The organism is Halovenus carboxidivorans (assembly GCF_009831575.1).
Classification (GTDB): Archaea; Halobacteriota; Halobacteria; order Halobacteriales; family Haloarculaceae; genus Halovenus; species Halovenus carboxidivorans.
The window spans coordinates 499,976-526,130 of the sequence record NZ_WUUT01000002.1 but is presented as its reverse complement, the minus strand read 5'-3'; the positions used below and the strand labels follow the sequence as shown (position 1 = coordinate 526,130).

Here is a 26,155-nt window from a genome sequence, read left to right as displayed (position 1 = left end):
GCCGTTCCGAATGTTCTTACCCCTGCTCGCAGGATGTACAGATATGACCGAAACGTTCGACGCCGGTGACGTGACACTCGAACGGGTCCGAGAGCACGTCTGGGAGATTCCAAAGACGGGTGACATGCGCGTGCCCGCACGCGTGCTCGCGAGTAAACAGCTACTCGAGGAGATCAAGCAGGACAAGACCCTCGAACAGATCACGAACACGACGCATCTACCCGGCATCAAGAAGTACGCCATCTGTATGCCCGACGGCCACCAGGGGTACGGCTTCCCGGTCGGCGGCGTCGCGGCAATCGATGCCGAGGACGGCTGTATCAGCCCCGGGGCGGTCGGCTACGACATCAACTGTGGCGTCCGGATGCTGCGGACGAACCTCACCTACGAGGAGATCCGGGGCCACGAACAACAGCTCGTCGATGCCCTGTTCGACGCGATTCCGACGGGACTCGGCGGCGGTGCGGTCGTCGACAACGCGCCGGTCGAGGAGATTCTGGACCGCGGCGTCGAGTGGGCGCTCGAAGCCGGCTACGGAATCGAGTCGGACCTGGCGAACTGCGAGGACGAGGGGCGTCGGCCGGACGCCGACCCCGCCGCAGTCTCTCAGAAGGCCAAAGACCGGGGGCGAAACCAGGCCGGCAGCCTCGGCAGCGGCAACCACTTCCTCGAAGTCCAGCGCGTGACGGACATCTTCCGCGAGGACGTGGCCGCGGAGTTCGGTCTCGAACGCGACCAGATTGTCGTCCTGATCCACTGCGGGTCCCGGGGCCTCGGTCATCAGGTCTGTACGGACTACCTCCGCGAAATCGAGCAGACTCACCAGGGACTGCTCGAACGACTTCCCGACAAGGAACTCGCCGCCGCGCCGGCAGGGTCGCAGTTGGCCGAGCAGTACTACGGTGCGATGTGTGCGGCCATCAACTTCGCGTGGGTCAACCGTCAGTTGATCATGCACGAAACCCGGCAGGTCTTCGCGGAGGTGTTCGACCGGGACTGGCGGGACATGGAGATGGAACTCCTCTACGACGTGGCACACAACATCGCGAAACGCGAGGAACACGACATCGACGGCGAGCAGCGCGAGGTCTTCGTCCACCGGAAGGGGGCGACCCGCGCGTTCCCTGCCGGACGGCCGGAACTACCCGAGACGTACCGCGGTGTCGGCCAGCCGATTCTGCTCCCCGGCAGCATGGGCGCCGGCAGCTACGTCCTCCGCGGCGGCGAGAACTCCCTTTCGGAGACGTTCGGGTCGACCGCCCACGGCGCGGGGCGACTCATGTCCCGCACGCAGGCGAAAAACGAGTTCTGGGGCGAGGACGTGCAGGACGACCTCCGCGAGCAGGACCAGATTTACGTCAAAGCCCAAAGCGGCGCGACGGTCGCGGAGGAGGCCCCGGGCGTCTACAAGGATGTCGACGAGGTCGTCAACGTCTCCGACGCGCTCGGTATCGGGGACAAGGTCGCCCGGACCTACCCGGTCTGTAACATCAAGGGCTGATCAGCCGCCGGGGCCACTGGGGCTGCCGGGGCCGCCCGGCCCGTCGGGGCCGGTCGACGGATTCGATCCCTCGCCGTTGCTACCGCTGGCGTTGGCGCTCGCGAGAACGTACCGCTTTCCGTCGGGTGTAATGTAGACCAGATCGTACCGCGCGTCCTGGTTTACCTTCGCGCCGTAGGCGGAGTTCGGCCCGACACGGATGTTATCGCGCTCTGTTACCATATCGTCCGGTGACTTGCTGTTGTCGAGGTCGGCCCAACTCACGTTGCCCTCCGGCCCGTCGATGTAGAGGCTCCCGGCGCGGCGGTCCTGGGGATCCTCGTAGATCACGACCAGTTGGTCGCCGATGAACGTGAAGTCCACCTGTGCGGTCTGGGCTTCCTGTTGCTGGTCGAGTAACACCACACCCAGCCCGAGACCGGCCGTGACGAGAATCGTCATTCCGACGAGGACCGCGACGCCGAGCGTTTCGGAGGACGCTCGCCGGTCGGTCGACGGACTCGTCATGCTACGAGGCGGTACGACAGTCGGTTATATATGTGATTCGGCCCCGCCACAAGAACTGATAATGGCACCTGCCCGGTAACGCCGGCTTTTTGCGCCCGGCCCTCGAACGAGGGGGCGATGAAACCGCTGCACGCCCGGTATCCGTTTCTCCAGTCGGCCCGGGAAGCCGTCGAAGCCGCGGACGTGGATCTGGTCACCGTCGTCCGGGAGGAGGAGGCGGTCCGGACCCGCGCACTCGACCGCGTCGAGACCGCCCTCGACTCCGGTCGGGTCGGTGCGCCTCACCGCCGCGACCGGGTCGAACTGCTCTCGTATCCGGTGGCGCGGGTGCTGGTCTCGCTGATCGACGAACACGTGCTCACCCGGAAGTACGCCCGGGCCGAGGCCGCGACGGCACACGAGCGGTTCGAGGCGGAGTTCACCGAGACGACGGAACTGAAAAGCCGTGACCGCGAGCAACTCTCGATTCGGACGCTCCTCGCGGAGTTCGGAATGACCGAGGGGGTCCGAGAGACCGACGACGCCTACAGCGTCGCCGTCGGGACGTATCTCGCATACGCCACGGAGGAACGGGGCGACGAGTGGCGGCTTGTCAACCGCACGCTGCGAGACGGTGAGATCGAACTCTCCGAGTCGGAGCTACTGGTGCTCATCCGGCAGGCGATCAGAGACCGGGTAGACGAGGGGTTGCCTCTGTCGGTCCCCGACGCCATCGCGAGCCACCTCGACGCGGAGTGCGAACAGATCCGAGAACGGCTCGCCGATCTCGATCTGACGCGGGATATCGACACCGTCGTTCCCGACCTGTTCCCGCCCTGCATGACCGCCCTCCTCGATCAGGTCCAGAAGGGCGAACACCTCGAACACCACTCCCGGTTCGCCATCGCTACGTTTCTGACGACAATCGGCATGACGACCGACGAGATCGTCGAACTCTTCCAGGTGAACCCCGGGTTCGGCGAGGAGGCGACCCGCTATCAGGTCGATCATATCCGCGGGAAAACGAGCCCGACGGAGTACTCACCGCCGGCCTGCTCGACGATGCAGTCCTACGGCGACTGTGTCAACAAAGACGACCTCTGCGAGCAGATCTCTCACCCGCTGGCGTACTACGAGGCGAAGTTAGACGACGCCGACGAGGAGGAGATCATCGACTGGCGCGAGCGAGACGAGACCGCTCAGTCGTAGCTACTCGGAGTCGAGATCCGCCGTCTCGATGAGGTAGCCGACGACGGGCATCGCGACGATGAACAGTGCAATGAAGGCGACGAGCGCGAGTCCGCCGGTCGGGGACATCTCGATTGCACCGTTTCGGGTCGTCCCGTACTGCGAGGCCAGCACGATCAACCCGACGATAAACAGCCCGATGGCGACGAGTGAGGCGACAATCTGCGCACTCGTCTTCTTGTCGATGTCCATGCGGGCGGATTCCACAGGGACGGCTAAAAGAGCTTCGAAGCCCGCGATGGCCGTCCGGCCGCCGTCCCCGACCCGGCGACAGCGGGGCTGAACGTTTAGGTAGTTCCGGGCCAACGTATGCGTATGACACCTGGTCCGGTACTGATCTCGCTGCTGATCGCCGTGCCGGTTCTCCTGCTGGCCTTCTGTGCCGGTTTCGCCTACGTCGACGCGCCCGACTACGGCATGGACCCGACGAAGTGGGCCCTCATTTCGTTTCTCGTCCCGTTTTTCGGGTTTTTCGCGTATCTCTTCGAGCGCGAGGAACGGACGCCCGATCCGGACCGCGACATGTACACCGACGGCGTCTTCGAGATCCACGAGAACCGCGCCGACGACACGCGACTGGCCCGGGGGGGCGACCCGGATGTCATCGACGAGGACGACGAGGAGTTCCGGCGTGAACCCAGCGACGAGTGGCAGGAAAAACGGTAACAGTATGACCGGTCGCTCCCTTCCGACGGTATGAGCGTTCAAGAGGAGTTCGACTCCTGGGCGGAGTCGGGCAAGGACCGCGGCATGGAACAGCGACACTGGCACACGGCCAAACACGCACTCGCCCGGATGCCAGTCGAACCCGGCGACCGCATTCTCGATCTGGGGACGGGATCCGGCTACGCGCTCCGGGCCCTCCGGGAGACACACGACACCGGCCTGTCGATCGGTCTCGACGGGTCGCCGGAGATGGTCCACAACGCGCGAGCGTACACCGACGACCCGCTGATCGGCTTCCTGCAGGGGGATTTCCACCACCTTCCTATCGCCTCGAACAGCATCGATCACGTCTGGAGCATGGAGGCGTTTTACTACGCTCAGGAGCCGATTGCGGTGCTCGAAGAACTCCGGCGGGTGCTCCGCTCGGGCGGAACGTTCTACTGTGCGGTCAACTACTTCGAGGAGTCGACACAGACCCACGAGTGGCAGGACAGGATCAGCATCGAGATGCTCCGCTGGGACCGGTCGCAGTACCGCGAGGCCTTCGAGGACGCCGGGCTGATCGTGGCCGAACAGGACACGATTCCGGACGAGGAGGTCGACATCCCCCCGGCGGAGGAGTTCCCGACCGAAGAGTGGGACTCCCGGGAGGCGATGGTCGACCGGTATCGGCGGTGGGGGACACTCCTGACGGTGGGGGTCGCCCCGTGATACGTTCTCTCCTATGTGCCTGTAGCAAGACCTGTAATCCTCCGTCCGAACAGGCTGGTACGGCACAGCTAGCAGATCCGCCGGCGTCAGACGGTGGGGCCGATTGAGATGCCGACGCGACACGAGATCCCTATCGACGGCGAACGGATCGTCGCGGTCCACCACGAAGCCGACAGTGACCGGTTTCTGGTCTGCTGTCACGGCTTTCTCAGCGACAAGACCGGGAGCTACGAGTCGCGGTGTGTGCGGGCGGTCGAGGAAGGGTACAACGGCGTCCGGTTCGACTTCCGGGGCTGTGGGGAGTCTTCGCGGTCGTTCGGAGGACAGAACCTGAGCACCCGAATCGCCGACCTCCGCGCGGTGCTCTCGTATTTCGATCCCGCCGAGACGGTCCTGTTCGGGTCGAGTTTCGGCGGGCAAGTCGCACTCCACGTCGGCGCTACGGCGTCCGTCGAGGCGATTGCGGTCCGCGCTCCGGTGACGACCACCGAGACGTTCGAGCGGTATCGGCCGCCGTCGGAGGGCTCCGGGCTGATCGTCGGCATCGAACGGTCGTTTTTCGACGATCTCGAATCGTATCCCTTCGAGTCGGCGGCAGCCGACATTTCCGTCCCGGTCGCACTCTTCCACGGTCGCGACGACGACTCGGTGGCGATCGAGGACAGCATCGACGCCGCGGGTCTGCTCTCGGTCGATACCCTGCTCGACTGTTACGCCGGTGAGGGCCACCGCTTTTCCCGGGCCGCCGAGGCGCGGATGCGCGATCGACTGTTCGCGTGGCTGGCGACGCTCGACCGGTGACCGGATTTTCACACCGTGGGAACGAGGAGCCTTCTTAACCACCTGCTCGGTGTAGGGACAGCTAATGGCAACGAGTGGTCCACCCCCAGAACCGTTCCAGGAGATCGAGCTACCGGACGGGAGCAACCCAATCTCGAAAGGCGTCGTCCAGCGCGTCCGCCGAGAGGACGGCACCATCTTCGTCGACATCACTATCGACGGCCTCGGTGACAACCTCAAAGAGCGAATCGTCCAGCAACTCCGCGGCGCCGCGCTCTCGCTGCCCGACGCCGAACACGTCCGCATCCAGCCCGTCGATCACGCCGACAAGGACGTCGAACTTCCCGAAGCCGAGCACGTGATCGCCGTCGCGAGCGCGAAAGGGGGCGTCGGAAAGACGACCATCTCCGTCGCACTCGCCCGGACGCTCGCCGCCCGCGGGCACAAGGTCGGGCTGTTCGACGCCGATATCTACGGCCCGAACGTCCCCCACCTGCTGGAGGACGTCGAGGGGCCGGTGCTCCAGAACGACCTCGGACAACCGGTGCCGCTGGAAACTGAGGGGATCCAGATGCTCAGCCCCGGCGTCGTCGGCGGCGAGGCGCCGACCGCCCGCCGCGGAGCAATCGCCTACGGCGCGATGGAAAACCTGCTCGGCCAGGGGGCCTGGGAGGACCGGGACATCATGATTATCGACATGCCTGCCGGGTCCGACGACGTGGCCGGCGCGTTGCTCGAACACGTTCCGGTCGACGGGTCGGTGCTCGTCACGACGCCGTTCGACGCGAGCATCGACGACACACAGCGGACGCTCGATCTGTTCGAGGAGAACGGCGTCACCCCCATCGCGGCCGTCGAGAACATGAGCACCTACGAGTGTGACTGCTGCGGCGAGGAGAACGACCTCTTCGACGATACGGTCGATCTCGACGTGCCGACGCTCCACCGACTGCCGTTCGACCGAGAGCTTCAGCGCAACCCCGGCGGAAAGGGCGGTCACGAAGCCCTCACCGGCGTTGCCGACAGCGTCGAGGAGTTCGTCGACGAGGTGCTCGGTGCGATTCCCGAAAGCGCAGTCGATCTGCGGAGCCTCCCGCCGGAGAACCAGGTCCGGCAACTGAGCGCCGAACTCGCGCTCGCAGATCCCGACGAGACGGTCGAAGCCGTCGTCGAGGACCCGACAGCGGTTCTCGACGACCTCGAAGCGGATGCCGGCGAGATGCTCGGTGGCGTCGATACCGCACAGGGCGGCACGACCGGCGTCGTCCTCGAGTTATCACGGGCGAGAACTGAGCCGCAGGCCACCTCGTAAGCGACCGCTCTTCGCCTTAGGACACCGGTGTCTCGGTACTGGTTTTCTACGGATTGAGAATTGCGGTTGGTTTAATAGGCCGGTCCCGTGAAAACCGGGTATGTCAAGAATGGAGTCCTCAGATCTCCGATCCCGGTACGAGTCCCTGCTGTGGGGAACCATGGATCTGCTCGGTATCACGGAATCGGTCGAACGGAAAGTGTTCACGGCCGTCCTCATCCAGTTTCTCGTCACGATCGGGATCTTTCTCACCCCGTTCGTGCTCTCCGGGGCCGTCTGGTTCGCACTCGCGGGCGCGCTCTTTCTGGGGGCGGTCCTCGCGATGTACAACACGATCCTGATCGTCCGGACGGATTTCACCGAACCGGTCGCTCGCCTCGAAGAAACTGCCGAAGAGATCGCTCGGGGCAACCTCGATGTCGATCTGCCGGAGAGCGACCAGACGGACGAAATCGGGAGTCTAATCCGATCGTTCGAGGAGATGCACGCGTATCTCGGAACGGTCTCGACACAGGCGGACGCGCTCGCGGCACAGCGGTTCGACGACCCGGCTCTGGACGAGGAGATTCCCGGCGAGTTCGGCGCGTCGCTCTCGCGGATGGCCGACAATCTCCAGTCACACACCGAGGAGTTAGAGGAGATGACCGACCGACTCGAACGCCGCTCGGAGCGTCTCGACGACCTCGTCGCCGCCTTCGGCGAGGCCGCAGAGCGGGCGCAGGCCGGGGATCTGACCGCGACGATCGACCCCGAGGAGCTGGAGACCGACGAACAGCAACACCTCGAACTCGTCGAAAACTACAACCAACTCGTCGAGACCCTGGCAGAGACGATCCGGGAGGTCAAATCCTTCGCCGCCGAGGTCTCGGCGGCCAGCGACGACGCGGAACGGAGCATGGACGAGATCGACGACGCAAGCTCGGCTGTCTCGCGCTCGGTCCAGGAGATCTCCGACGGCGCGGCCGGCCAGTCCGAGGATCTTCAGGCTATCTCCGAGGAGATCAACACGCTCTCTGCGACGGTCGAGGAGATCGCCGCCTCCGCCGACGACGCCGCCACGACCGCACAGGGGGCCGCCGACCGGAGCCGGTCGGGCCGGGAATCTGCGGAGGCGGCTCTCGACGAGTTGGACGAACTCGAACACGGTATCGGCGGGACCGCAGACGCCGTCGAAGACCTCGCCGAGCAGGTCGGCGAAATCGACGAGATCGTCTCGTTCATCGAGGAGATTGCCGAGGAGACGAACATGCTCGCGCTGAACGCCTCCATCGAGGCCGCGCGGGCGGACCAGAGCGGTGACGGCTTCGCGGTCGTCGCCGACGAAGTGAAGTCACTGGCCGAGGAGACCCGGGAGTACGCCGGTGAGATCTCCGATCGGATCGCGACCGTCCAGCAGGCCTCACAGCGGACCGTCGCGGACGTTCAGGAGATGGAGTCACAGGTGTCCGAAAGCCTCGGCACCATCGAGACGGCGCTGGTCGATTTCGAGGAGATCGTCGACGAGATCACGACGGTCAACCAGACGATGCAGGAGATCAGTGACGCGACGGACGAACAGGCAAAGACGACCCAGGAAGTCGTCGGGATGATCGACGACGTCGCCAGCGTCAGCGAGGAGACGACCGCCGAGGCCGAAAATGTCGCCGCTGCCGCCGACCAGCAGGCCTCCTCCGTCACGGCGGTGACGGAGACGATCCGGGGTCTCTCCGGCCAGTCCGACGAACTGCGGGCGCTGTTGGCCGAGTTCACGGTAGCCGATCGCCAGCAGACACGGCGCGCGACCGCGCCGACGAACTGACGACACCCGTCTCCTAGCCAGCGTTCCGTCACCACGGCCTGTGCTGAGTGGACTGCTAGCGGATCCGTCGAGGAGCCGGATTCGGAGACGAGTTGAAACGCTGTTTCCCCGCGAGAAACCCCACAGCTGGCTATTTTTAGTGGTCTGTTCAACTGTGAGGTATGACCGTCATCGAAACGAACGACCTGACGAAGACGTTCGGCGACCTCACGGCCGTCGATAGCCTGAATCTCGCCATCGAGGAGGGCGAGATATACGGCTTTCTCGGGCCGAACGGGGCCGGAAAGTCGACGACGATCAACATGCTGTTGGACCTGATCCGTCGGAGTTCTGGATCGGCGACCGTGCTGGGGTACGATCCCGAGGAGAACGCGAAGAAGATCCGCCAGCGTATCGGCGTGTTACCCGAGGGAGGGGAGCTGTACGACCGTCTGACGGGCCGGGAACACCTTACGTGGATGGCCAACTCCAAGGGGGCCGACGACGATATCGAGGCGATGCTCGAACGGGTCGGTCTCTCGGCAGAGGACGGGAAACGGCCGGTCGGAGAGTACTCGAAAGGGATGCAGCAGCGTCTCGCGTTCGGGATGGCGCTGATCGGGGATCCCGACCTCCTCATCCTCGACGAGCCCTCTTCGGGGCTGGATCCGACGGGCATGCAGGAGATGCGCGAGATCATCAAAGAGGAGGCCGACGGCGGCCGTACCGTCTTCTTTTCGAGTCACATCCTCGGCGAAGTCGAGGCCGTCTGTGATCGCGTCGGCATCATGAACGAGGGGAGACTCGTCGCAGAGGGCACCCTCGACGACCTCCGCGGGGACCTCGATCTCGGGGCGTCGATCAGCGTCGAGGTCTCCGACCCGCCCCGAGCGAGTGCGCTCGAATCTCTCGACGGCGTCCGAGGCGTCACGGTTCGAGATCACACCGTCGACGCGACACTCACCGGCCCGGAGGCGAAGGTCCGCGTCGTCACCGACCTCGACGACCGCACCACGGTCGAGGACATCATTTCCGAGGACACCTCCCTCGAACAGCTATTCAACACCTACACCGGCAACGGCGAGGCGAACACGGCCGACTCGGGCCAGGCGGTAGAGAGCGCCGAGGAGGCCGAGACGAGACAGGAGGTGGCACAATGAGCGCCATCGGCGTGATGCGCAAGGACATCCTCGACGTGCGCCGGGCGAAGATCGTCTGGTTCGTCGGCCTGCTCTTTACCCTGGTCACGGTGCTGTTTTTCTACCAGATCAACGAGTTCGGCGGGATCGACGGATTCGCCGACGTGCTGCTGGGGTTGTGGAACCTCGTCTTCGTCGGGGCGCTGTTCATCCCGGCGATTGCGCTGGTGGCGGCGTATCTCTCGATTGCCGGCGAGCGCGAATCGGGGAGTATCAAGTTCCTCCTCTCGACGCCGATCAACCGCCGTGACCTCGTTCTCGGGAAGTTCCTCTCCCGGGTGACCGTCGTCACCGCGTCGCTTCTGTTCGCCTTCGTCGTCGCCGCCGTGCTCTCGCTCGTCTGGTTTTCCGATCTCATGATCGGTACCTTCGTCGCTATCGCCGCCCTGACGCTGCTGTACGCGCTCGCGTACGTCGCCGTCGCAATCGCTATCTCCGCCTCGACCGCCACCCGCTCGCGGGCGATGGGCGGCGCGCTCGCGTTCTACTTCCTGACGAATCTGCTCATCCTGTTCAACGGGCTCTCGATCGACGCCGCCCTCGATTACCTGCTCAACGACCTGCTCGATCTGGGGATCGGACAGGATCCGATCAACTTCGTGACGATGCTCATCAGTCCGACGCAGTCGTATCTCACCTCGACGACGCTCGCGTTTCCGGAGGATTTCCTGGTCAACCAGGGGCTGAATCCGGACGCGGCGGCGTGGTACGTGCAGGGCGAGATGGGGCTGGCGCTACTGCTCGCGTGGCTCGTGGTCCCGCTGCTGATCGGCGTCGTTCGGTTCGAGCGCGCCAACATCGGATAGCTTGCCCGTCACTCCCCGCCTCTGGACGCGACGAGCGAGACGTAGCTGATCTCCCCGTTTTCGACCGCGGTTTCCAGCGAGTCGAGATAGCCGCTGATCCGCGCACCGCGGTCACCCATCAGCCCGAGCATCGCCTCGTAGTCCACCTTCGACGTTACCTCGTCACGCATCGCGAGCAGGTCGTCGTGGTGATCTGTGGTCGACTCCACGGTGAACCCCGCCCGTTCGATCTCCGCGACGAAACTCGCGCGATCCGTCGCGTTCGTCAGACAGAGCACCTCCAGCACGGGGTCGGGGAGGTCGGGGGCGGAGTCCTCGACGACCACGTCCGAGACCGCGAGCCGACCGCCCGGAGCGAGCACGCGGTCGAACTCCCCGAACACCGCACCGCGCTCGGAGAGGAGACAGAGCACACACTCCGCGAGGACGACGTCGACCGCGTCGGTGCGGATCGGCAGAGCGGCAAGATCTCCGCGGACGCCGCCCGCGGGCGGATCGAGGTCGACCCCGACGGGTTCGACACCGCGCTCGCGGGCGGCCTCGACGGCCTCTCCGGGTCCACAGCCAGCGTCGAGCAACCGCGTCCCGCCGTCGACGCGCGCCCTGTCGAGCAGTCGCTCGGTGCTCTCTCGGCCGCCGGGATGGAGCGGCCCGTCGAGGAGTCGATCCAGCGTCGCCCACGGGTTCGACAACGCGGTTTCGATCAGTCCCTGCATACTCAGTCGTCGTCCGTCGTCGTCGGTTCGGCGTCGACCGGTTCGCCGACGGCGGGCCGGCCGCCCCACCCCTCCCGGTTGCGCAGAGCGTACTCGCCGTCGTCGGTCGTCATGTTGTACCCGCAGAAGGGAACGAGGTCGCCGTCCGGCGTCGGAACCGACACACAGCAGTTGTCGAGCCGACAGGCGTCCGCGGCGTCGGCGTCCATAAATCCGGTAAAGGAGACCGGGAGGACGTTCTCGAGCAGGTCGCTCGGATCGAGTCCGAGCGAGTCAAGCGGACTCGACGAGGAGGGGCCACAGCAGGAGTCACCCGTCGAGGCCTCCTCGCCGGGGAGATTCGACAGATCCGGGCTACAGCAGCCACCGACCTCGTCCGCCGACTCCTTGCCAGCGGGCGTGCAGGCGACGAGATCCAGCCAGTCGGACTCGTCGACGCTGCCGGCCACGTCGGTGTAGAGGTCGTCGTCGAGAAACTGCGTTGCCGCGGTGATTCCCGACGGCGTCCGAGCGAGTGCGGTCGCGGTGTGACAGTACGCCGAGCAACACGGCACCGGCATCAGATCTCGCGGGTCGATATCCCCGAGTTGGTCCGCGAGTCGCCGCGCGGCCTCGTCGAGCGAGAACCGCTCGCCGTGTTCGGCGACCCGGCCGAAGTGCGCGACCGGCTGGAAGTTGACCGACTCGACGATATCCGTTTCGAGCGCGAACTCCACGATCGCCCCCATCTCGTGGTCGTTGACTCCCGGCACGACGGTCGGAACGAGGACGACCGACAGATCTGCCCGGTCGCAGGCCGCCACCGCCTCCCGTTTCGTCCCGGCGAGGTCGGCCTCCCGGATCGATTCGTAGGTCTCCGACTCCAACCCGTCGAACTGCAGGTAGACCGCGGTCGCCCCGGCGTCGGCCAGTTGGTCCGCGTATCCGTCCTCCTCCGCGATGCGGAGTCCGTTGGTGTTGACCTGGATGTGCTCGAAGCCCATCTCCGCGGCCTCGGCGACGATTTCGGGGAGGTCATCGCGAACTGTCGGTTCGCCGCCGGACAGTTGGATCGGGACGGGGCCGCTCTCCTCGCGAACCGTCTCCAGGAGGTCGAGAACGTCGCCGTAGGGTTTCTGTTCGCCGCCCGGCCCCGAACTCGCAAAGCAGTACGAGCAGGAGAGATTGCAGTCCTGCGTGACCTCGACGACGGCGAGGCAGGCGTGGTGACCGGCGACGGTGAACTCCCCCTCGGGATCGAAGGGGGCCTCTGGCTCGAAGGTTCTCGCCCACTCCCAGTGGTCGACGGAGTCCCACACCTTCCGGTCTGTGTCGCCGTGTGTCGGACAACTGCGGGAGAGATACACTGACCCGTCCTCGGCCTCGTAGGTTCCGGGAATCCGTTCGAGACACTCCGGGCAGAGCGTCGTCGTGTCCGCGAGGTGATCGCGCTGACTCATGGCTACTACTGTGGCAGAACGAGTATCAAACAACCGTGCGTGTGTGCGACCTGCGAACAACCGCCCAGGGAGCATACCGGCGGCCGCCCCAGTAGCGGTATGAACTACCGCGTCGACGGTCCCACCGATCACGCCGGGGGTGGGCCGTTCGCAGCCGACACGGACGGTGAGATGGCCGTAGCCGACGGCGCCGCGGAAGCGACACCGGTTGAGAAGGAGTCCGAGACGACACTCAGAGCACGGCTCTCCCCGTTTTCCGGGCAGACAGCCGGGTCGGATACCGTCCAGATCACGGTCTACGTCGTGACGGGCTATCACGGGAAGCTACGGGTGCCCGAGAGCTTCTGCCGGGAGTGTCACCTGTTCACCCGCCGGGCACAGCAGGCGATCCAGCAGGTCGACGGCGACGTTTCCCTCTCGGTGCGGTCGTGGTGGACGCACCTCCCGTGGGCGCTGCGCCACGGCGGCTACCACCCGCCTGTGATGGTCGTCGGCGGTAGACGCCTCTGTCAGGGACACGACGTACCGACGACCGAGGCCGTGGTCGAAGCGATCGAACGAGCGCAGAATTAGCGGGCGTCAGATCCGCGTATTCGGTGATCGCGTCGATCAGTCGTCCGCGGAGACAGTCGGCGCTTCGATGTCACAACCACTTTTTACTTCGTCGGGTAGCCTCGCGTCGCTCGGCTACCGCTCCTCGTAAAAACGTGGGGAAAAATACCCTCGCCCTCACGGGGTTCGGGCGAGTGAGACGGCTCGCTTCACTCGCCGTATGCTCAGTCGTCCGCGGAGACGGTCGGCGCTTCGATGTCGATTTCGCCGGCGTCGAGTTCGGCTTCGACCTCGCGGGCGGCCTGGACCATGTTCTCCATCTTCCCGTAGGCGACGTCCCGCGGCAGGAGCTTCAGTCCGCAGTCGGGGCTGATCGTCAGCCGCTCCGGCGGAACGACCTCCAGACCTTTCTTGATGTTCTCCTTGATCTCTTCGACCGGTTCGGGTTCGCGGACGTGGACGTCGACCACACCGAGGGCGAGATCTTTCGTGAACTCCTCGTCTTTGAACACGTCGAGCTGTTCGTAGTTCCCGTTGCAGAGTTCGAGGTCGAACTCCTCGACGGGGAACTCGAGCATCTCGGGGTAGATCCGCGAGTAGTCGCCGTAACAGACGTGCAGGCCGAGGCGAACGTCGTCGGGCACGTTGTCTGCGATCCGTTCGAGACACTCGCCGACGATGGCGTGATCGTCGGGCGTGGTCGCCAGTGCGGGTTCGTCGATCTGGATGTACCGCGCGCCGGCCTCGACGAGGCCTTCGATCTCCTCGTTGACCAGTTCGGCGAGCTCGTAGGCGAGCTGTTCCTCGTCGTCGTAGACCTCGTCGAACGACCAGCTAGCGAGCGTGTACGGTCCCGTGATCGGCACCTTGACGGGCGTGTCCGCGACATCGGACGTGAACTCGTACTCGGAGATCAGCCACTCCTCGTCGTATTCGACCTCCTCGACGACGCTGGGCTTGTCGAAGTAGTTGTGGCCCCACACCTTGACCGGGCCGTTGAACTCGTAGCCGTCGATGCGGTGGGCGAAGTACTCGACCATCTCGTTGCGCCGCATCTCCCCGTCGACGACGACATCCAGCCCACAGCGCTCGTGCTCTTTGGTGATCAGACGGGAGGCGTCGTCTTTCGCCTCCTCGAAGTTCTCCTCGTCGAAGTCGTGGTCGTCGTCCTCGTAGAGGTCTCGCGCGCGGTGCAGCCACTTCGGTTTCGGGTACGAGCCGACGACGGTCGTCAGCAGGAAGTGGTCGTTGTCGTGGTCGTCGGGTCTGAACTGTTCGCGTGTCATGCTTTCACCTCTGTCTTGTTGAGTGCGCCAAGCGCCTCGAGTTTCTCCTCGAAGCGGTTGACCGGCAGGTAGAACGTCTCCGTGTTCGTCGTCGCGTAGATGCGTTCGTAGTCGTTTTGCTGGGTCTGGTCGGTGAACCACTCGATGCGCTCCTCGATGGTCTCGGGCTCTTCGACCAGCGTGTTCTGGCCGTCGACGATGCCGAGCGCAACGTCGTCCGGCGCACCGTACTCCTGGGCGTTGTAGACGTTCTGCTCGTGATCAGAGATCAGATCGAAGCCGAGCGCGTCGATATCGGCGTCCATCACGTGTGCGTAGACCTTCTCTTCGAGCGCCCCCCAGTACGGGTGGACGACGACATCGGCGTCGGTCGCACCTGCAACCGTGTCGATGGCCTCGCTCGCGCGTTCGTCCGCGCCGTCACCGGGCGCGTTCTCCACGAGCGACGGTTCGAGCAGAAACAGCGTCTCGACATCGGGCAGTAGCTCCGCCTCCTCGGCGAGAAACTCCGCAATCGCCGCCTGGAACGCCGCCTCGTCGCCGTAGTGTTCGTCCGTCGCCAGGTCCGCAAGCGAGTACGGCCCCGGAAGGACCGCCTGCAGATTCTCGACCTGCTGGCTCGCCGCTTCGAGTTCCTCGGCGATATCGCCGGTCGCCTCCAGGTCGCCGGTGACGACCGGATCGCGGTAGAAGTTGTTGTTGTCGTAGTAGCGGACGATGCCGCGGGTGTCGACCGCGTCGTTGACCGCCAGCGGGTGCGCGAGCATATCGTCCCACCGGCCCTGGCCCTCGACGACGAGGTCCAAGCTGGCCGCCTGCTGTGCGTCGATGAACTCCGTTCGGACCTCCTCGTACGAGTCCTGGATCTCCGCGCCTTCGTCGCCGCTGATCAGATCCTCCTTCTGGTTGCCCTTCTGGTCTTTGAGTTGCTCCTTCGCCCAGTCGGGCAACGGATACAACCCGGGTGTCGTCGCAACAATCTCTGTCATTGCACCCCGATAGGTCATGACGGGCTTTAATATTTTCTTTTCGGATATGCTCAATAGTAATCTACGGCCCGGGCCGGAACCGCACTACCAGCAACTTCTCGAACGGATGGGATTCTTCCGCGATAATCTCGCTGTCGAGTCCGCGCTCGCGGGCGTACGCCCGAACTTCGTCGGGACCAGTCAGCGTCGAGAGCAGCAGGTATGCGGTCCCGCCGTCTGCGAGCACCCGGCCGACGCCGTCGAGGAACGGATCGACCATCGCGCGGCCGTCTTCGCCGCCCGACAGCGCCCGCTCCATCCAGTCGTCCCACTCCTGCTCCGGCGGGGTGGGAAGATAGGGCGGATTGCAGACCACCACGTCGAAGGCCTCGTCGCGAAAGGCCTCGAACATGTCGCCACGGACTACCGGGACGCCGGCCTCGAACGCCTGCTGGCAGGCCTCGGGGTTGAGGTCGACGCCGACGGCGTCCGCGTCGGTCTCGTTGCGCAGGCGGGTGGCGAGGTATCCAGATCCCGTCCCCACGTCGAGAACTCGCAGGCCCGGGTCGATGGTCTCGACGACGGCATCCGCGAGCAGTTTCGAGTCCTCCGCGGGCTGGTACACCGTCTCGACATCGCGCTGTTCGGCCAGTTGCGGGATCTCTCCGTCGTCGCTTTCCTCGGTCATGCGTCCGGTTCACCGGGGTCACCGACCTCCCAGGCCAGCGTCGCGAGTCGTGCGAACTCCGCCGGGGTAACGTTGCCGGCCCGCCGGCCCATCAGTTCCTCCGACGCCGCCTCGACGACGGCGTCACCGTCCCCGAGGCCGGAGATGTGGACGGTGTTGCGAACCGCGTTGCGCATCGTCTTCCGCCGCTGTGTGAACACCGCCCGGAGAAAGCGCATGAAGAAGTCGTCGTCGGGCACGTCGTACTCGGGCTCGCGGGGAGTGGTCCTGACGACGGCGCTGTCGACGGCGGGCTGTGGATCGAACGCCTCCGGCGGAATGTGCTCGACGATCTCGATGTCGGCGTAGTGGCCGGCGGTCACCGACAGTCGACCGTACTCCTCCGTGCCGGGGTCGGCGGCCATCCGCTCGGCGAACTCCGCCTGGAAGGTGAGTACGAGCGGTTTGCCCGCGGGGAGCAACCGGAAGACGATCTCACTGGAGATGCCGTACGGGAGATTCGAGACCGACGCCGAGAACTCCGGCAGGGCCACCTCCAGCGCGTCCCCCTCGATCACGCGCAACCGCTCCTCTGCGACGGAGTCGGTGAACTCCGATTCGAGAAACGCCGCGAGGTCCGGGTCACGCTCGATGACTGTCACCCGGTCGGCGACGGCGAGCAGGCGGTCCGTGAGTGCCCCCGTTCCCCCGCCCACTTCGAGGACGTGACCCGTGTCCATCCCGGCCTCGGTCGCGTACTCGGGCAGACGGTCGAGCACGCGGTCGTCGACCAGAAAGTGCTGATCGCGGCTCGGGTCGCCGGCGACGCCGGCCCGCGCACGGAGCGCGTCCGGATCGCGAAACTGCCCGGGCATCACTCCTCCTCGCGGCGGGCGAAGATCCGGTATTTCAGGTCGTCCTCCCGTAACTCCTCCATGATGCGGTCGACAAGCACCTGCTCGGGATCGTGGAGCCCGCCGATGCGCTCTTCGAGTTCCTCGAAACCCTCGAAGGGTTTGCGTTTTCGCTCGTCGAGGATGTTGTTCCGGAGTTTCTTGCCGATTCCGGGGAGAAGATTCAGCTGGTGGAGCCGCAGCGTGATCGGCTGTGCGTCGTTGTAGAAGTCGACGAACCGCTGTTCTTGCTCCTCGACGAGATCCTCGATGACGTATTCGAGTTCGGACTGTGCGCCCCCCGGAAGGTCCTCGTACCCGATGCTGCTGTACCGCGAGACGAACTCCGCGGACTGGAGGTCGAGGCGGTCCCCGATGCTGACGTTCGCGTCGCTGTCGGTGATGGCCTCGTAGAGCTCGAACTCTTCGGAGTCGAGCACGTACGCGAGGGGCTCTTTCTCGTACTGCGGGCGGTCGTCCTCGGTCCGGCCGTGCGGGAGGAAATCGAGCACGATCCCCGTCGGCGCCCCGGCGTCGTCGTCGCGTTCGTCGTCGCTCATGTCGGATACCTACGGTGACGGATCACTTAAACGTGGGCAAGGACCGACCCGTCGGTAGTTGCTCTCTCGGGCCGGGCAGTCCTCCCGGCAGTACAGACTCTCTGAGAAATCAGAACTGTGAGTCGTCGAAGTCGCTCCCGATCCGGTACGGCGAGTCGTCCTCCTCGGCCTCGCCGTCGAGTTCGTCCAGGTGCACCACGTCCTCCTGGTCGTACTCGTCGAGTTCCTGCCGGAGCTTCGTCACGTACCGCTTGTGCTCTTCGAGCTGTTCGCGGAGATGCTCGGCTTCCAGTTCCAGCCGCTCGTGCTCGCGGACGAAACTTTTCGGTACTTCGACTTTCGGCGGGAAACTCTCCGCCGTCGAACTCTCGTTGGTCGACTCGTTGAGCTCGTGTTCGGGAACGACCTCGACCTGGCCGTCGTGGGCAACGAGCAAGTCGACGTAATCCCGGAAGACAGCAGACAACGAGATGTCACGCTCCTCCGCGATGCCCCGCAACGTCTCGAACTTCTCCTGGCTGACGCGGAAGGAGATCGTCTTGTTTTTGTTGCCCATAGCTAGCTAGGTGTCGTCACTCATCGTATTTAATCGTTTGTCAGACACCTATCAACGAAAAAATGTGTTACGCGGTCACACGCGAGTCCGGACGATCCGCGCGCGGTCAGTCCGCGGTCGCCTCGGATTCGGCTTCGAGACTCTCCAAAGCCTCGATTGCCGCCCGCTTGTAGTTCTCGACGGGCAGGTCGTACTCCTCTCTGGCCATCTCGACGTACTCGTCGGCCTCGGCCTCCTGGTAGTGTTTGATCCGGTCGATCGTCCGCTCGGCGGTCTCGATCACCCAGCGGTCACGGGTCGACTCGTCGACCTCCGTGATCGATTCCGGTCGGACGGAGACGTTGACCTCGCCGTCGTCTGTCTCGTAGGTCCGGGGTTTGCCGACGACGGCGACGTACGCCGGCGGTTCGAGTTCTCGGAGCATTGAGGCGGCGTCGGGCTGGTACTGGCCGGCGTAGGTGAAGAAGGTCCCGCCGTTGGGTCCGACGATCCGGCCCTGCCAGTACTCGGAGTCCTCCCCGACGTCTTGCGTTTCGGTGAGTGTCCCGACGATGAAGATCCGGTTCGCGCGCTGGCCGGTCGGCAGCAGCGCGTACACCGGTGCGCGGTCGTCGTCGCTCTCTTTGAACGTGTAGGTCGCGTCGTTGAACTCTCGTGCGAAGACGCGGCGGGCGACTTCGCGGGTTGGTACACTCGACATCTCAGATCGACCTCGCTTTGATCAGCACGGCATCTGGATCCACTTCCCCCTGCAGACGGGAGACCTCATCAGCCAGCACGTACCGGCCGTAGGTCGGGCCCGTGATCCGGTAGTACCGACCCAGGATCTGTTCGTGCATCTCGTCGGCCACCACGGAGGTATCCAGGGCGTCCATAGCCATCTCCTGGGCCTCGTCCAGCGTGATGCCGGTGAGTTCCTCGGTCAGGTCGCGGTCGAAGATGACCTCGTGAACGTCGTTACCGTCGTCGATGACGGCCTTGATCCGCAGATCGAACTCGCCCTCGACCTCGCCGTGTTCCGAACACCGCCCGTTCTGGAGCACGCGCGTGCAGTCTTCCTCGGGACAGCGCTTGATGAGCCCGGAGTCGGACTGGATGTCGACGAGCGCGCCCTCGATTTCGACGTCGTCCTCGCCGACTTCCATCTCCTCGTCCAGCTGCTCGATGGTCGTCGTCCGGTTGAGTTTGACCGAGAACCGGCCCTGGTACTCGTCGGTGACGACGTTCCGGAGGTCGTAGACCTCGCCCTCTTCGAGGGCGGGCAGGTCGGATTTCGACCACTTGGTGAACTTCACGGTGCCGGTCTCGTCGCCGAGCAGGCCGACCTGCGCGACGGCGTCGCTGTTGGCCTCCCAGAGGTCGACGACCTTCGCCGTCAGGTCGATCCACTCCTCCGGGCTGTCGATATCGCTGACCTCGACGCGGTCGTTGCCGCCGCCACCGCCGCCGAGGTCGTCTCGCTCCATCCCGGCCTCGTCGAGGTAGGTGTTGACGACGCTGCGTCGGGCCTCGCTGGTGGGAACCTTGTACTCGTTGACCAGCGTCTCGAGTCGGTCCTGAACCTCGTCGACCGAAATATCGAGCTGGTCTGAAAACTGTTCGTGTATCTCCGTTGCGTGGGTCTGCAAATCGCTCTCAGTCATGTGCGTTCACTGTCTCCGCGTCGTTTTCAATGGGAGACATACGACGCTTGGCTCCCCATCGCATAAAAGGTTGTGCGACCGGAGTGAAACTGTAACTCCAGTCCAGCGGCCGAATCGCGCACGACTCGCCCCAGCCGCCATCTTCATTCGGTTGGTCGCTGATTCGCGCCAGAAGCCCTCAGACCACCACGGGCAGATACGAACACACTGTTGCCAACGCGCCAGCGCCGAACAACAACCGGTTGGCTCGTTCGTTTGCGGCGTAGACTATACTGAAGCAGAACTCCCGGGACGACAGCGGGAGCAACGGCCGAATCCCCATCGGCGTGATGCTATCGGCGGCCAGATGCGAGCACAGCGACAGCCCGGCCGCGGTCCCGGCGACCAACCCCGCCGTCGGGCCGCTCCAGAGCCAGCCGAGCGCACCCGCGAGCAGCCCGCAGGCCGAGACGAACCAGACGGTGTGTGTCGGGCCGCGATGCGGGACCGGAAGCGACTGATCGATATCCGGCAGCGAGGAGAGTGCTATCGCGACGAGGAGTCCGCCGGCAGCGGCTTCCGGCTCACCCGCGAGTCGGAGCCCCGCTCCGAGCGGGAGATACACCAGCAGCGCGGCTCCGACGTGGCCGAGTCCCTGCATACCGGATATACTCGCCGGCGAGGCTTAGTGCCTGCCATAGGTATTTCAACTGGCCGGCCCAAACGGTGGTATGACTGATTCGGACCGTGTCTCCCGGTTTCTCAAGGAGAAACTCCAGGACGCCGGCCGACAGTACGAGCAGGCCCGGCAGGCGTTCAGCGAGGCCCGACTCGCGGCCCGAGCGGATCTCCCGACGGAGGACGGAAAGGTCCGGATCGTCTGTCGCCGCCACGCCGAAAAGCGTGCCGTCGAACTCGACGGAGACGCGCGACCGGTCTGCTTCGAGGCCGACCACCCGGACTGTGAGGGCTGTGCGGAGGACATCGAAGACGGCTGCATCGAGACCTGGTAGGAATCGTCCGGCCGAAGAGCCGCGTTCGCCCTCAATTGGGGATCCAAAAAGTGGATAATCGTCGGTGGGTGACCATCCCGTATGAGGGCCGTGGTGCGGTTCTGGGTCGGTATCCTCTCGTTGCTGGTCAGTGTCGCGGCCGTTGGCTACCTGTTCGTCTCCTTTCTGTTTCCGAGCGTGGGGCTGGTCGCTCAGGCCCGGATGATCCGGCTGGGCGTGACGTTCGTCGCGCTGCTCGGGACCGGGACGCTCGTCTGGACGGCAGTGCTCTCGGACAGCGCAAACGACCCCGGCGCGACACCGGGCAACCGAAACCGGTAGCACCCGGGCGCTCGTACGTCGCGTATGGACGAGGCGGACAATTCGGACAGTCCCGAGTCTCCCGGCGTTCCGGCCGAGGAGTCGGCCGATCCGGAGGCGGATCCGCTGGAGGGGCTCGCGGCCAGAGAGGGGTGGCGCGTCGAGGGATCGGCGGCACGGGTACACTACAGCGGGGCCACCGACCGGTACAGCATCGAGTATTACGCGCCGAGCGACTGCACGCTGTACTGGAAGGTGCCGCCAGAAGACGCCGGCGAGACGGCCGTTCCGGTCGGCCGAGAGACGGTGCCCGACCCGCTCCGCGAGCGAATCCGCGAGGATCTGGCGGCGGCGGGGATCGATCCGGCCGTCGACGACCGGAGCCTCTGAAACCGTCAGTTCCAAGAGCACAGCCCCGATGAACACAGGCATGAGGTTTCATCAGGCGGCGAACTACCTGCTGGATCTACGCCGATTCGGCTCCCGGCCGGGGACGGACGCGACCCGGGAGCTACTCGACGCGCTCGGAAACCCTCACGACGGGCTCGCTTGCGTCCAGATTGCGGGCAGCAACGGGAAAGGTTCGACCGCGCGCATGGTCGAGTCCATCCTCCGGACTGCCGGACTCGATGTCGGCCTCTACACGTCTCCACACCTCGACGATATCCGCGAACGGGTCCGGATCAACGGCCGCAAACTTGCCGAACGCTCGCTCGTGGAGTTCGCCGACGAGATCGGCGAACACGTCACCGACCGCGCCGTGGCGGGCGACGCGCCGACCTTCTTCGAGACGGTGACGGCACTCGCTCTCTGGGAGTTCGGCCGGCAGGATGTCGACGTGGCGATTCTGGAAGTCGGCATCGGCGGCACGCACGACGCCACCAGCGTGGTCGACCCGATCGCCACCGCGATCACCTCCGTCACGCTCGAACACACCGATATTCTCGGAAACGATGTCGAAACGATCGCAACGGACATGGCCGGTATCGCCTCGGACGGGCCACTCGTCACCGCGGCGTCGGGCGATGCGCTCGGGGCCATCCGGGAGACGGTCTCGGATCCAGTCGTCGTCGGTGAGGAGGGGACCGTGACCGCCCGCTACGAGGGCCGTGACGGGCTCGAAGGTGCGGTCACGGTCGACGGACCGGACTGGGGCGTGGAGACGAAACTCCCGCTGTTGGGGAGCCACCAGGCCAGAAACGCCGGCGTGGCGGCGACGCTCGCGAGGCGGATCGTCGAGACGGACGCGGTCGACGACCTCGCGCCGCCTCCGGAGCTGACAGACGAACAGTCGGGGCTATCCGAACCCGTCCTCGCTCGCGGGCTACGCAACGCCCACTGGCCGGGTCGGTTCGAGGTGATGGACCAGGAGCCGCTGACTGTGCTCGACGGCGCACACAACCCCAACGGCTGTGAGTGTGTCGCCGAGACGCTCGGGGAGTTCGAGTACGAGAATCTCCATCTGGTCGTCGGCGTGATGGCCGACAAGGACCATCGCGGGATCGCCTGCGCGTTCGATCCCGACACCGTCACCTGCTGTGAGCCGGATCTCGACCGCGCGGAGGACGACGACGTGCTGGCGCGCGTCTTCGAGACCGAGACCGAGGCGACGGTCCGCACGCGGGCCGACGTTGCCGGCGCCGTCGACGACGCCCTCGCGGACGCAGGGGAAGACGACTGCGTTCTCGTCACGGGATCGCTCTACACCGTCGCGGAGGCCCGGGCGCTGTGGGCGCGGGCGAAGATCCCGAAACGGGTCGATTCGATTCCCGAGGCCAAGGCGATGCTTCGGGACGCCAACGTCACCGACGCCGGGTCGTGGCGGATGCGCGGCAAGGCCGTCCACCGGATAATCAAGACGCGGGTCCAGCCTCGCCAGGCCCAGTATCTCAAGGAGGAACTGCTCTCGCTGGGCGGAGAGTGTGCCATCTCGGGGCTGAACGACCAGGATCGGGAGAACCTCGACGTCGTGATGATGGGGACGATGGCGCAGTTCCGCCGCCTCGCGGAGAAACTCGACGGGCAGCCGTACGGCCTGGCGCCGTTCGCCGACGAACTCCGGGAGACGCTCGATATCGGAGCCGAACCCACGACGGACGGCTACCCCTGGGAGGACGGCACCGCGGTGATGGGGATCCTGAACGTCACGCCGGATAGCTTCCACGACGGCGGGGAGTACGAGGCCCAGTCCGACGCCCTCGAACGCGCCGAGGAGATGATCGAGGCCGGCGCAGATATCATCGACGTCGGCGGCGAGTCGACCCGTCCCGGGGCTGATCCCGTCCCTGTCGAGGAGGAGAAAGCCCGAGTGCTTCCGATTGTCGAGCGAATCAACGACCTCGACGCGCTGGTCTCGGTCGACACCAGAAAGGCCGAGGTGGCGCGGGCGGCGCTGGACGCCGGCGCGGACATCCTCAACGACGTCTCCGGTCTGGAGGATCCCGAAATGCGCCTGGTCGCCGCGGAGTACGACGTGCCGGTGGTCGTGATGCACTCGATCAACGCGCCGGTCGATCCGGACTCGGACATCCACTACGACGATGTCGTCGAGGACGTGATCGACTCCCTGACCGAGCGGATTCTGCTCGCGGAGAAGGCCGGACTCGACCGGTCGCAGATCATCATCGACCCGGGGCTCGGCTTCGGCAAGAGTTCCGCGGAGAGCTTCGAGTTGCTCGGCCGGATCGGGGAGTTCCGCGGACTCGGCTGTCCGATTCTCGTCGGCCACTCCCACAAGTCGATGTTCGAACTCGTCGACCGGGGGTCCGGCGAGCGGTACGATCCGACTGTGGCCGCGACGGCGCTCGCCGCGGAACGGGGCGCGGACATCGTCCGCGTCCACGACGTGGCTCCGAACCGCGCCGCAGTCGACGTGGTCGACGCCGCGGACGATCCCTTCGACCGGGAGTAAAGCTGGTTCCTTACCGATTCCGTACGATTGGCCTACCGCGAGAGCATCGCGCGTAGCTGTTCTCTGGAGAAGAGCGTGCTCGGTCGATCCATGTGGACACCGATCTCGCCCTCGAATAGCTCCATGCCGACCTCTTGGACCTGCTCGGGCAGAGAGTAGCCCGCCCGGACAAGGTGTCCGAGCGCGATGTCGGATTCGAGCTCCGCCCGCCAGGCCCGCTCGTACTCTTCCAGCGTCGACGGCTCGCCGGGGTCGACGACCGACGCGGCGATGTCGGCGGCGGTCATCCCGTAGAGGATTCCGCCGCCGGTGAACGGCTTGTTCTGTCCCGCGGCGTCGCCGAGCAGAAACACCCGGCCCGTGTGGGTCCGGTCGGGCGGTCCGATCGGAATGAGTCCCGAACACCGACGGTGGGTCTCGACGCCGTACCCGGAGACGAACTCCTCGAAGCGCTCGCTCACGTCGTCGCTCGGCGGCGTCGCGAGGCCGTACTCGACGCCGGCCTCGCCGCGCGGGATGCGCCAGGCGAAAAACCGCGGTACGGTGAGGTGAACGTCGACGAACTCCTCGTTGTCGGGGTCGTCGGTGAAGCCGAGGACGCCGTGGAGAAGCTCCTCGGGATCCGGCAGTCCGACCGCGTTTCTGACCCGGGACTGCGGCCCGTCACAGCCGACGACCATCCGGCCGCGGTGGGTCTCGACGCCGTCCGGACCGCGCACGCGCACTCGGACCCAGTCGCGGCGTTCGTCGAGGCCGACGACCGTGTGGTTCTCTCTGATCTCGGCACCCGCCTCCCGGGCGGCGTCGGCGAGGGTCTTGTCCAGCCCGACGCGGTCGATGACGTTCGAGACCGGCCCCTGCTTGTAGAAGCGGTGGGCGTCGCTTTTCGGACCACCGGTGTGAAACCGTGCGCCGCGGATCTCGTTCTGTTTCAGCCGGGGTTTCGCCTCCTCGGGCACGAACGACCAGATATCTGTGCTCACGTGCCCCGAGCAGGCCAGGGGTTTCCCGATCTCGCCCTGCTCGAAGGCGACCACGTCGCGGCCCTGCTCGGCGACGCGGCGCGCGAACCGCGAACCGGCGGGGCCCGCACCGACGACCAGAAAGTCGTGCATACCTGACAGTACGCGTCCACCAGCAAAGCACTCACGGTTGTCCCCGGCCGAATTCCGCAGTCTCACTAGCTTCATGAATGACCGTGATAGACAGGCCAGAATCGGAGATTCCTATCACGCACCCGGAAAGCAAAAAGGGAATTTTCAAAAGCACGCCGTGTCCAACTTCACACAATGGTACTGGAGCAACTCGCATTCGGGCTGTTCGCGCTCGTGACGCTCGCGAGCAGTCTGGGTGTCGTTCTCGTCCGCGACGTGTGGCACGCGGCGCTGTTACTCGGGCTGGCACTGTCGAGCGTGGCAGTCCACTACGTGATGCTCAGCGCCGAGTTCCTCGCCGTCATCCAGGTACTGGTCTACATCGGCGGCGTGCTCGTCCTGTTCACTTTCGCCGTGATGCTCACGCGCGAGGAGGACACGGAGACGACGGAGGTGGGGGCATGACGACCCGTCCACGGCTCATCGACCTCGACCGACGGCTCCTCCTCGGACTCCTCCCGCTGGGCCTGTTCGCCGCCATCGCGGTGTTCGTGCTCACGACGGACTTCTCGGGTGTCACCGTCTCGAATCTCGGCGGCGGACTGGGGGTCGTCGAAGGGATGGCGTACTCCTTCATCGGTGCGCCCGAGCTATCGGAGTTCGAGACGGAGAACTTCCTCGTGGCGCTGGTTCTGATCGCCGTTCTGCTCGACGCGGCGCTGGACGGCGCCCTGATGCTCGCGAAACGTGACGACGGGGGTGAGCAGTAGATGACGACTGGATCGATGGCCGTCGAACCCGGCTGGTATCTGTTGCTCTCTGCGGCCGTGTTCTGTATCGGCCTGTTCGGCGTGCTCGTCCGCCGGAACGCGCTCGTCTTCCTGATGTCGATCGAGTTGATGATCAACGCCGCGAACATCAACCTCGTCGCCTTCGCGCTGGTCTACGGCAACATCACCGGCCAGACGTTCGTCCTATTCCTGATCGCGCTGGCGGCCGCGGAGGTCGCCGTCGGAATCGGGATCATCCTCGCGCTGAACCGCAACTTCGAGAGCATCGACGTGACAGACGCAGTTACGATGAGGTGGTAAC

General features: G+C 65.3%; 31 protein-coding genes. 17 read left to right on the top strand and 14 right to left on the bottom strand.

What is annotated here, in order from left to right; translation table 11 throughout:
- Positions 1-43 precede the first annotated feature (43 nt).
- Entirely contained in the window at positions 44-1,501 is a 1,458-nt protein-coding gene (locus GRX03_RS08020; RefSeq protein WP_159763668.1) for an RtcB family protein, read from the top strand.
- Here the strand turns inward: GRX03_RS08020 and GRX03_RS08015 are convergent, their stop codons facing one another.
- Entirely contained in the window at positions 1,502-2,008 is a 507-nt protein-coding gene (locus GRX03_RS08015) for a hypothetical protein (protein ID WP_159763667.1), read from the bottom strand.
- Between the two features lie 117 nt (positions 2,009-2,125).
- Here GRX03_RS08015 and priL point away from each other — a divergent pair, with 117 nt between their 5' ends.
- Positions 2,126-3,196: a DNA primase regulatory subunit PriL gene (priL, locus tag GRX03_RS08010; protein WP_159763666.1), complete on the top strand. Its 1,071-nt coding sequence runs from the start codon at positions 2,126-2,128 to the stop codon at positions 3,194-3,196.
- Here priL and GRX03_RS08005 read toward each other — a convergent pair whose 3' ends face one another.
- Positions 3,197-3,427 carry a DUF7472 family protein gene (locus GRX03_RS08005; RefSeq protein ID WP_159763665.1) on the bottom strand — a complete coding sequence of 77 codons (231 nt, stop codon included), beginning with the start codon at positions 3,425-3,427 and terminating at the stop codon, positions 3,197-3,199. It lies immediately after the preceding gene.
- A 123-nt stretch (positions 3,428-3,550) separates the two neighbouring features.
- Between GRX03_RS08005 and GRX03_RS08000 the strand changes: the two genes are divergently transcribed.
- The 7 genes from GRX03_RS08000 (at position 3,551) to GRX03_RS07970 (ending at position 10,486) form a co-directional block, all read left to right on the top strand.
- Entirely contained in the window at positions 3,551-3,901 is a 351-nt protein-coding gene (locus GRX03_RS08000) for a PLD nuclease N-terminal domain-containing protein (RefSeq protein ID WP_159763664.1), read from the top strand.
- Between the two features lie 30 nt (positions 3,902-3,931).
- Positions 3,932-4,612: a class I SAM-dependent methyltransferase gene (locus tag GRX03_RS07995; protein WP_159763663.1), complete on the top strand. Its 681-nt coding sequence runs from the start codon at positions 3,932-3,934 to the stop codon at positions 4,610-4,612.
- Between the two features lie 108 nt (positions 4,613-4,720).
- On the top strand, positions 4,721-5,413 hold the full coding sequence (locus GRX03_RS07990; protein ID WP_159763662.1) for an alpha/beta hydrolase family protein: 693 nt from the start codon (positions 4,721-4,723) through the stop codon (positions 5,411-5,413).
- A 64-nt stretch (positions 5,414-5,477) separates the two neighbouring features.
- Positions 5,478-6,704 carry a P-loop NTPase gene (locus GRX03_RS07985; protein WP_159763661.1) on the top strand — a complete coding sequence of 409 codons (1,227 nt, stop codon included), beginning with the start codon at positions 5,478-5,480 and terminating at the stop codon, positions 6,702-6,704.
- A gap of 160 nt (positions 6,705-6,864) precedes the next feature.
- The gene (locus tag GRX03_RS07980) at positions 6,865-8,502 is read left to right on the top strand and encodes a methyl-accepting chemotaxis protein (protein WP_159763703.1); all 1,638 of its coding nucleotides are present in this window, start codon (positions 6,865-6,867) and stop codon (positions 8,500-8,502) included.
- 161 nt (positions 8,503-8,663) lie between these two features.
- Positions 8,664-9,641: an ABC transporter ATP-binding protein gene (locus tag GRX03_RS07975; RefSeq protein ID WP_159763660.1), complete on the top strand. Its 978-nt coding sequence runs from the start codon at positions 8,664-8,666 to the stop codon at positions 9,639-9,641.
- A complete protein-coding gene (locus tag GRX03_RS07970) occupies positions 9,638-10,486 on the top strand; it encodes an ABC transporter permease (protein WP_159763659.1) in 849 nt (282 codons plus the stop codon). Before GRX03_RS07975 ends, GRX03_RS07970 begins: the two co-directional genes overlap by 4 nt.
- A gap of 8 nt (positions 10,487-10,494) precedes the next feature.
- Here GRX03_RS07970 and GRX03_RS07965 read toward each other — a convergent pair whose 3' ends face one another.
- Positions 10,495-11,202, bottom strand: a complete 708-nt coding sequence (locus GRX03_RS07965; RefSeq protein WP_159763658.1) for a class I SAM-dependent methyltransferase — start codon at positions 11,200-11,202, stop codon at positions 10,495-10,497.
- Positions 11,203-11,204: 2 nt separating this feature from the next.
- A complete protein-coding gene (locus tag GRX03_RS07960) occupies positions 11,205-12,641 on the bottom strand; it encodes a radical SAM protein (protein ID WP_159763657.1) in 1,437 nt (478 codons plus the stop codon).
- Positions 12,642-12,740: 99 nt separating this feature from the next.
- Between GRX03_RS07960 and GRX03_RS16535 the strand changes: the two genes are divergently transcribed.
- A complete protein-coding gene (locus GRX03_RS16535; RefSeq protein ID WP_201289200.1) occupies positions 12,741-13,214 on the top strand; it encodes a hypothetical protein in 474 nt (157 codons plus the stop codon).
- A 203-nt stretch (positions 13,215-13,417) separates the two neighbouring features.
- Here the strand turns inward: GRX03_RS16535 and GRX03_RS07950 are convergent, their stop codons facing one another.
- The 9 genes from GRX03_RS07950 to GRX03_RS07910 form a co-directional block, all read right to left on the bottom strand.
- Positions 13,418-14,479 (bottom strand): methionine synthase, encoded by a 1,062-nt coding sequence (locus GRX03_RS07950; protein ID WP_159763656.1) that lies wholly within the window; start codon positions 14,477-14,479, stop codon positions 13,418-13,420.
- On the bottom strand, positions 14,476-15,468 hold the full coding sequence (locus GRX03_RS07945; protein WP_159763655.1) for a 5-methyltetrahydropteroyltriglutamate--homocysteine methyltransferase: 993 nt from the start codon (positions 15,466-15,468) through the stop codon (positions 14,476-14,478). Before GRX03_RS07945 ends, GRX03_RS07950 begins: the two co-directional genes overlap by 4 nt.
- A gap of 61 nt (positions 15,469-15,529) precedes the next feature.
- A complete protein-coding gene (locus GRX03_RS07940) occupies positions 15,530-16,135 on the bottom strand; it encodes a HemK2/MTQ2 family protein methyltransferase (protein WP_159763654.1) in 606 nt (201 codons plus the stop codon).
- A complete protein-coding gene (locus GRX03_RS07935) occupies positions 16,132-16,989 on the bottom strand; it encodes a 16S ribosomal RNA methyltransferase A (protein WP_159763653.1) in 858 nt (285 codons plus the stop codon). The genes GRX03_RS07940 and GRX03_RS07935 overlap by 4 nt, the downstream gene beginning before the upstream one ends.
- Positions 16,989-17,567, bottom strand: a complete 579-nt coding sequence (locus GRX03_RS07930; protein WP_159763652.1) for a DUF655 domain-containing protein — start codon at positions 17,565-17,567, stop codon at positions 16,989-16,991. The genes GRX03_RS07935 and GRX03_RS07930 overlap by 1 nt, the downstream gene beginning before the upstream one ends.
- A gap of 109 nt (positions 17,568-17,676) precedes the next feature.
- The gene (locus tag GRX03_RS07925) at positions 17,677-18,123 is read right to left on the bottom strand and encodes a CopG family transcriptional regulator (protein WP_159763651.1); all 447 of its coding nucleotides are present in this window, start codon (positions 18,121-18,123) and stop codon (positions 17,677-17,679) included.
- A 106-nt stretch (positions 18,124-18,229) separates the two neighbouring features.
- Positions 18,230-18,823 (bottom strand): RPA family protein, encoded by a 594-nt coding sequence (locus GRX03_RS07920; protein ID WP_159763650.1) that lies wholly within the window; start codon positions 18,821-18,823, stop codon positions 18,230-18,232.
- A 1-nt stretch (position 18,824) separates the two neighbouring features.
- Positions 18,825-19,766, bottom strand: a complete 942-nt coding sequence (locus GRX03_RS07915) for a replication factor A (protein WP_159763649.1) — start codon at positions 19,764-19,766, stop codon at positions 18,825-18,827.
- Positions 19,767-19,944: 178 nt separating this feature from the next.
- A complete protein-coding gene (locus GRX03_RS07910) occupies positions 19,945-20,406 on the bottom strand; it encodes a metal-dependent hydrolase (protein ID WP_159763648.1) in 462 nt (153 codons plus the stop codon).
- Positions 20,407-20,476: 70 nt separating this feature from the next.
- On the opposite strand from GRX03_RS07910, the gene GRX03_RS07905 reads away from it, so the two are divergent.
- The 4 genes from GRX03_RS07905 (at position 20,477) to folP (ending at position 23,969) form a co-directional block, all read left to right on the top strand.
- On the top strand, positions 20,477-20,758 hold the full coding sequence (locus GRX03_RS07905) for a DUF7091 family protein (protein WP_159763647.1): 282 nt from the start codon (positions 20,477-20,479) through the stop codon (positions 20,756-20,758).
- A gap of 81 nt (positions 20,759-20,839) precedes the next feature.
- The gene (locus GRX03_RS07900) at positions 20,840-21,079 is read left to right on the top strand and encodes a hypothetical protein (RefSeq protein WP_159763646.1); all 240 of its coding nucleotides are present in this window, start codon (positions 20,840-20,842) and stop codon (positions 21,077-21,079) included.
- A gap of 24 nt (positions 21,080-21,103) precedes the next feature.
- Positions 21,104-21,448 (top strand): DUF7538 family protein, encoded by a 345-nt coding sequence (locus tag GRX03_RS07895; RefSeq protein ID WP_233739876.1) that lies wholly within the window; start codon positions 21,104-21,106, stop codon positions 21,446-21,448.
- 40 nt (positions 21,449-21,488) lie between these two features.
- The gene (gene folP / locus GRX03_RS07890; RefSeq protein ID WP_159763645.1) at positions 21,489-23,969 is read left to right on the top strand and encodes a dihydropteroate synthase; all 2,481 of its coding nucleotides are present in this window, start codon (positions 21,489-21,491) and stop codon (positions 23,967-23,969) included.
- A 32-nt stretch (positions 23,970-24,001) separates the two neighbouring features.
- Here folP and GRX03_RS07885 read toward each other — a convergent pair whose 3' ends face one another.
- Entirely contained in the window at positions 24,002-25,084 is a 1,083-nt protein-coding gene (locus tag GRX03_RS07885; RefSeq protein WP_159763644.1) for a geranylgeranyl reductase family protein, read from the bottom strand.
- Between the two features lie 174 nt (positions 25,085-25,258).
- Here GRX03_RS07885 and GRX03_RS07880 point away from each other — a divergent pair, with 174 nt between their 5' ends.
- Genes GRX03_RS07880 through nuoK form a run of 3 tightly spaced genes read left to right on the top strand, consistent with a single transcriptional unit; the run spans position 25,259 to position 26,154 of the window.
- A complete protein-coding gene (locus tag GRX03_RS07880) occupies positions 25,259-25,528 on the top strand; it encodes an NADH-quinone oxidoreductase subunit J (protein ID WP_159763643.1) in 270 nt (89 codons plus the stop codon).
- Positions 25,525-25,833 (top strand): hypothetical protein, encoded by a 309-nt coding sequence (locus GRX03_RS16745; protein WP_233739873.1) that lies wholly within the window; start codon positions 25,525-25,527, stop codon positions 25,831-25,833. Before GRX03_RS07880 ends, GRX03_RS16745 begins: the two co-directional genes overlap by 4 nt.
- On the top strand, positions 25,834-26,154 hold the full coding sequence (gene nuoK, locus GRX03_RS07870) for an NADH-quinone oxidoreductase subunit NuoK (protein ID WP_159763642.1): 321 nt from the start codon (positions 25,834-25,836) through the stop codon (positions 26,152-26,154).
- Position 26,155 lies beyond the last annotated feature (1 nt).